Source organism: Nocardia grenadensis NBRC 108939, from assembly GCF_001613445.1.
Classification (GTDB): Bacteria; Actinomycetota; Actinomycetes; order Mycobacteriales; family Mycobacteriaceae; genus Nocardia; species Nocardia grenadensis.
This window is the reverse complement of the sequence record NZ_BDCJ01000059.1, coordinates 1-5423: the sequence shown is the minus strand read 5'-3', so window position 1 is coordinate 5423 and position 5423 is coordinate 1. Positions and strand designations below refer to the sequence as shown.

The 5423-nt window shown below is 56.0% G+C and carries 1 protein-coding gene and 3 rRNA genes; 1 reads left to right on the top strand and 3 read right to left on the bottom strand.

The genetic code is table 11. The annotated features are described in order from the left end of the window. Positions 1-4: 4 nt before the first annotated feature. The 3 genes from rrf to NGR01S_RS29695 form a co-directional block, all read right to left on the bottom strand. A 5S ribosomal RNA gene (rrf, locus tag NGR01S_RS29705) occupies positions 5-121 on the bottom strand. Positions 122-244: 123 nt separating this feature from the next. Then, positions 245-3376, bottom strand: a 23S ribosomal RNA gene (locus NGR01S_RS29700). A 328-nt stretch (positions 3377-3704) separates the two neighbouring features. After that, positions 3705-5221 (bottom strand): 16S ribosomal RNA (locus tag NGR01S_RS29695). The 16S, 23S and 5S rRNA genes sit together here, the layout of an rRNA operon. Between NGR01S_RS29695 and NGR01S_RS32065 the strand changes: the two genes are divergently transcribed. After that, a partial coding sequence (locus NGR01S_RS32065) for a hypothetical protein (RefSeq protein ID WP_218020846.1) occupies positions 5218-5423 on the top strand: 206 nt, incomplete at its 3' end. The genes NGR01S_RS29695 and NGR01S_RS32065 overlap by 4 nt on opposite strands.

Genomic DNA, 5423 nt, shown 5'->3' with positions numbered 1-5423 from the left:
TATGTTCCGGCGGTGTCCTACTCTCCCACACCCTGTCGAGTGCAGTACCATCGGCGCTGGCAGGCTTAGCTTCCGGGTTCGGAATGGGACCGGGCGTTTCCCTGCCGCTATAACCGCCGTAACTCTATGAAACTATCCACAGAGAGCCACCCACACTCCCCAGTATTGTTTCCTGGTTTGCGTGGTGTCTTCTGTATCTGTGTGTTGTTTCAGATACTGCACAGTGGACGCGTAGCAATCTTCGTTTGGTAAGCCCTCGGCCTATTAGTACCGGTCACCTCCACACATTACTGTGCTTCCAGTTCCGGCCTATCAACCCCATGGTCTGTAGGGGGCCTTAACCACTCTAGGTGGTGGGAAACCTCATCTTGGAACAGGCTTCCCGCTTAGATGCTTTCAGCGGTTATCCCTTCCGAACGTAGCCAACCAGCCGTGCCCCTGGCGGGACAACTGGCACACCAGAGGTTCGTCCGTCCCGGTCCTCTCGTACTAGGGACAGCCTTCCTCAAGTTTCCAACGCGCGCGGCGGATAGAGACCGAACTGTCTCACGACGTTCTAAACCCAGCTCGCGTGCCGCTTTAATGGGCGAACAGCCCAACCCTTGGGACCTACTCCAGCCCCAGGATGCGACGAGCCGACATCGAGGTGCCAAACCATCCCGTCGATATGGACTCTTGGGGAAGATCAGCCTGTTATCCCCGGGGTACCTTTTATCCGTTGAGCGACACCGCTTCCACTTGCCGGTGCCGGATCACTAGTCCCGACTTTCGTCCCTGCTCGACATGTCTGTCTCACAGTCAAGCTCCCTTGTGCACTTGCACTCGACACCTGATTGCCAACCAGGCTGAGGGAACCTTTGGGCGCCTCCGTTACATTTTGGGAGGCAACCGCCCCAGTTAAACTACCCACCAGGCACTGTCCCTGAACCAGATCATGGCCCGAGGTTAGAGGTCCAATACGATCAGAGTGGTATTTCAACGACGACTCACCGAGCACTGGCGTGCCCGTTTCACAGTCTCCCACCTATCCTACACAAACCGTACCGAACACCAATACCAAGCTATAGTGAAGGTCCCGGGGTCTTTTCGTCCTGCCGCGCGTAACGAGCATCTTTACTCGTAATGCAATTTCGCCGAGTCTGTGGTCGAGACAGCAGAGAAGTCGTTACGCCATTCGTGCAGGTCGGAACTTACCCGACAAGGAATTTCGCTACCTTAGGATGGTTATAGTTACCACCGCCGTTTACCGGGGCTTAAATTCTCAGCTTCGCGCCGAAGCGCTAACCGGTCCTCTTAACCTTCCGGCACCGGGCAGGCGTCAGTCCGTATACATCGTCTTACGACTTCGCACGGACCTGTGTTTTTAGTAAACAGTCGCTTCTCTCTGGTCTCTGCGGCCCAAACCAGCTCACGGCGTAAAGCCGGTCACCAGCTCGGGCCCCCCTTCTCCCGAAGTTACGGGGGCATTTTGCCGAGTTCCTTGACCACAGTTCTCTCGATCGCCTTAGTATTCTCTACCTGACCACCTGTGTCGGTTTGGGGTACGGGCCGTGTACCAACTCACTAGAGGCTTTTCTCGGCAGCATAGGATCACTGAATTCGCCTCAATCGGCTACGCATCACCTCTCAGGCTGTATGTTGTGCGGATTTGCCTACACAACGCCCTACAGGCTTACACCAGTACAACCACTGACTGGCCCAGCTACCTTCCTGCGTCACCCCATCGCTTGACTACTACACCCAGGGTCGTGCGCAGCCCCATCCGGCCTCCCGAAGGAGGTCCATCAGGTTTTGGGCACTTAGCACAGATGATTCGCCATTGGGCGCGGATACACGGGTACGGGAATATCAACCCGTTGTCCATCGACTACGCCTGTCGGCCTCGCCTTAGGTCCCGACTCACCCTGGGCGGATTAACCTGGCCCAGGAACCCTTGGTCATTCGGCGGACGAGTTTCTCACTCGTCTTTCGCTACTCATGCCTGCATTCTCACTCGCGCAGCCTCCACAACTAGGTCACCCCGCTGCTTCCCTGGCTACACGACGCTCCCCTACCCAGCCACACCACTGCACACCAGACCGTAATCCGATGTGGATGTATTGTGCGACTGCCGCGGCTTCGGCGGTGTACTTGAGCCCCGCTACATTGTCGGCGCAGGATCACTCGACCAGTGAGCTATTACGCACTCTTTCAAGGGTGGCTGCTTCTAAGCCAACCTCCTGGCTGTCTGCGCAATCCCACATCCTTTTCCACTTAGTACACGCTTAGGGGCCTTAGCCGGCGATCTGGGCTGTTTCCCTCTCGACTACGAAGCTTATCCCCCGCAGTCTCACTGCCGCGCTCTCACTCACCGGCATTCGGAGTTTGGCTGATTTCGGTAAGCTTGTGGGCCCCCTAGACCATCCAGTAGCTCTACCTCCGGTGAGAAACACGCGACGCTGCACCTAAATGCATTTCGGGGAGAACCAGCTATCACGGAGTTTGATTGGCCTTTCACCCCTACCCACAGCTCATCCCCTCAGTTTTCAACCTAAGTGGGTTCGGGCCTCCACGACGTCTTACCGTCGCTTCACCCTGGCCATGGGTAGATCACTCCGCTTCGGGTCTAGAACACGCGACTCACACGCCCTATTCGGACTCGCTTTCGCTACGGCTACCCCACACGGGTTAACCTCGCCACATGCCACTAACTCGCAGGCTCATTCTTCAAAAGGCACGCCATCACCCCCCACAGCAAGCTGTGCAGAGGCTCTGACGGATTGTAAGCGCACGGTTTCAGGTACTATTTCACTCCCCTCCCGGGGTACTTTTCACCTTTCCCTCACGGTACTAGTCCGCTATCGGTCACCAGGGAGTATTCAGGCTTACCGGGTGGTCCCGGCAGATTCACAGCAGATTTCACGGGCCCGCTGCTACTCGGGCACCCACTACAACAGAGAACATGTTTTCGCCTACCGGACTCTCACCGTCTACGGTTGGCCGTCCCAGACCAATTCAGCTAACACGAACTTTTCTGACTGTTGCTCGCCACGGCAGTGACAAGAAAGTGAGCCCCACGACCCCACACGTGCAACGCCTGCCGGCTATCACACACGCATGGTTTAGCCTCATCCGCTTTCGCTCGCCACTACTCACGGAATCACATGTTGTTTTCTCTTCCTGTGGGTACTGAGATGTTTCACTTCCCCACGTTCCCTCCACACACCCTATATATTCAGGTGCGGGTAACACGACATCACTCGTGCTGGGTTTCCCCATTCGGACACCCTCGGATCACAGCTCGGTTGACAGCTCCCCGAGGCTTATCGCAGCCTCCTACGTCCTTCATCGGCTCCTGGTGCCAAGGCATCCACCGTACGCTCTTAAAAACTTACAAAACAAAGATGCTCGCGTCCACTGTGCAGTTCTCAAACAACACACCCACTCGAATCGAACATCAGGACTCACCGGCCAAACCGGCAGTATCTCAGAAAATCCGAGCAGATCGTATTTTTTGCCTGGAAAGAACGTCTGTTCTTTCAGGACCCAACAGTGTGTTGATATATCCACCAGCACCACAGACTCGGCTGCGGCCATACGTGATGGAGATTGTCAGCGTTCCACCCATGAGCAACCATCGGAAAACATTCGCTTCCGAAATGGCCTCTGCCACAAGACGTTTACCATCCCGACTATTCGGGTGTCCGTGGAGAAATGCTCCTTAGAAAGGAGGTGATCCAGCCGCACCTTCCGGTACGGCTACCTTGTTACGACTTCGTCCCAATCGCCGATCCCACCTTCGACGGCTCCCTCCACAAGGGTTAGGCCACCGGCTTCGGGTGTTACCGACTTTCATGACGTGACGGGCGGTGTGTACAAGGCCCGGGAACGTATTCACCGCAGCGTTGCTGATCTGCGATTACTAGCGACTCCAACTTCACGGGGTCGAGTTGCAGACCCCGATCCGAACTGAGACCGGCTTTAAGGGATTCGCTCCACCTCACGGTATCGCAGCCCTCTGTACCGGCCATTGTAGCATGTGTGAAGCCCTGGACATAAGGGGCATGATGACTTGACGTCGTCCCCACCTTCCTCCGAGTTGACCCCGGCAGTCTCTCACGAGTCCCCGCCATTACGCGCTGGCAACATAAGATAAGGGTTGCGCTCGTTGCGGGACTTAACCCAACATCTCACGACACGAGCTGACGACAGCCATGCACCACCTGTACACCGACCACAAGGGGGCCTACATCTCTGCAGGTTTCCGGTGTATGTCAAACCCAGGTAAGGTTCTTCGCGTTGCATCGAATTAATCCACATGCTCCGCCGCTTGTGCGGGCCCCCGTCAATTCCTTTGAGTTTTAGCCTTGCGGCCGTACTCCCCAGGCGGGGTACTTAATGCGTTAGCTACGGCACGGATCCCGTGGAAGGAAACCCACACCTAGTACCCACCGTTTACGGCGTGGACTACCAGGGTATCTAATCCTGTTCGCTACCCACGCTTTCGCTTCTCAGCGTCAGTTACTTCCCAGAGACCCGCCTTCGCCACCGGTGTTCCTCCTGATATCTGCGCATTTCACCGCTACACCAGGAATTCCAGTCTCCCCTGAAGTACTCTAGTCTGCCCGTATCGCCTGCAAGCTTAAGGTTGAGCCCCAAGTTTTCACAGATGACGCGACAGACCGCCTACAAGCTCTTTACGCCCAGTAATTCCGGACAACGCTCGCACCCTACGTATTACCGCGGCTGCTGGCACGTAGTTGGCCGGTGCTTCTTATACTCCTACCGTCACTCTCGCTTCGTCGGAGTCGAAAGAGGTTTACAACCCGAAGGCCGTCATCCCTCACGCGGCGTCGCTGCATCAGGCTTCCGCCCATTGTGCAATATTCCCCACTGCTGCCTCCCGTAGGAGTCTGGGCCGTGTCTCAGTCCCAGTGTGGCCGGTCGCCCTCTCAGGCCGGCTACCCGTCGTCGCCTTGGTAGGCCATTACCCCACCAACAAGCTGATAGGCCGCGGGCTCATCTTGCACCGATAAATCTTTCCACCCCCGGTCATGCAACCGAAGGTCATATCCGGTATTAGACCCAGTTTCCCAGGCTTATCCCAGAGTGCAAGGCAGATCACCCACGTGTTACTCACCCGTTCGCCGCTCGTGTACCCCGAAGGGCCTTACCGCTCGACTTGCATGTGTTAAGCACGCCGCCAGCGTTCGTCCTGAGCCAGGATCAAACTCTCCGTTGAAGACTCACAATCACACCCGAAGGCGCAATCAAAAGTACAAACCAGAGTCCGAAAACCCAGCAAAACAAATCGCCAGCTGGAATTTAGCTGACTTAAATGTTCAGTCCTCCACACGGGGGTATGAAGAACCGAAACCAAATCAAATATTTGGCACTGACATTCATCAACACACTATTGAGTTCTCAAAGAACACACGCACACA